Annotated in this window: 1 protein-coding gene; it reads right to left on the bottom strand. The window is 56.3% G+C overall.

The features are described from left to right. Positions 1 to 514, bottom strand: a 514-nt coding sequence (locus tag FYJ24_RS12535) for a reverse transcriptase domain-containing protein (RefSeq protein WP_263970247.1), incomplete at its 3' end; no start/stop codon positions are given. Between the last annotated feature and the right edge of the window lie 501 nt (positions 515 to 1,015).

Here is a 1,015-nt window from a genome sequence, read left to right as displayed (position 1 = left end):
CGGCCTGAAGGTAGCGACGGATCACACCAAGCAAACGCTTGTCGTGAATACGTTTTGCTAGCCTGGCCATCAAAAGATCGTGGTTGACCTGGTCAAAGAATTTCTCCAAATCAATATCGACCACTATCGTGTAACCCTGTTTGGCGTAGTCATGAGCCTGCTCAATTGCTTGCCAGGCATTACGGCCTGGTCTGAAGCCAAAGCTTGAGTCAGAGAAATCCTTCTCGTAGTGAGGGCTGAGCACTTGATGGATGGCTTGCTGGATTAAGCGGTCTAACACGTTAGGGATGCCCAGCATACGGTGCTTGCCATTACCCTTCGGAATGTAGACCGTTCTCACCGAACCTGGCTGATAAGCGCCTGATTGAAGGGTTTCCTTGACCCCCGGCCACGCCTCCTTCAAATAGGATTCGGTGTCCTCAATGGTGCGTGCATCGGGGCCAGCGGCCCCTTTATTGCGCTGCACCCGGTTCCATGCCGCCGCCATATTGGCACTTTCAAGCACATCGTCCATGGAGACCGGGTAGCAGGGTTCGCAAGGGTTCCGGCCCGTAACCGGTCTGCCGCTGCTACTAAACTGCGGTCGGTTGTCATCGCGTTGGTCAGAGATCACGGAGAAACCCTTTCACTTGCCTTTGGCCCTTCGGTGGAATGTGGCCACCTACTATGGCCGCTGCTGACTTCCCTCACAGCCTTGCCGCCCCTCCCGCTGTGCGGTTGGCTTGGCTCTAGCGGTTGCAAGGGACCTCCCGGGGTAAGACGCACATCTTTCTCGCCAGGTAGCCGCCTCATATACGTACTGCGCTGCCGTGTTGGGATGAGCTTCGTGTTGTTCAGCACACTTACTCCACGCAGCCCGCCTCGTATGAGATTCGTGTTCCTCGGCTCAGCGATTTGCCGCAGGCTTCCTCCAGATTCCACCTTGCGATGGACACCCTTGCCATATTGGCTAACAGCTACTCCCAACGTCACTGCTCGGGACTTTCACCCTATAGATGTGCGCCATGCCCGGCGC

The sequence above is a fragment of the Scrofimicrobium canadense genome, from assembly GCF_009696615.1.
In the GTDB taxonomy this organism is placed as follows: Bacteria; Actinomycetota; Actinomycetes; order Actinomycetales; family Actinomycetaceae; genus Scrofimicrobium; species Scrofimicrobium canadense.
This window is presented reverse-complemented; position numbering and strand designations above follow the sequence as displayed.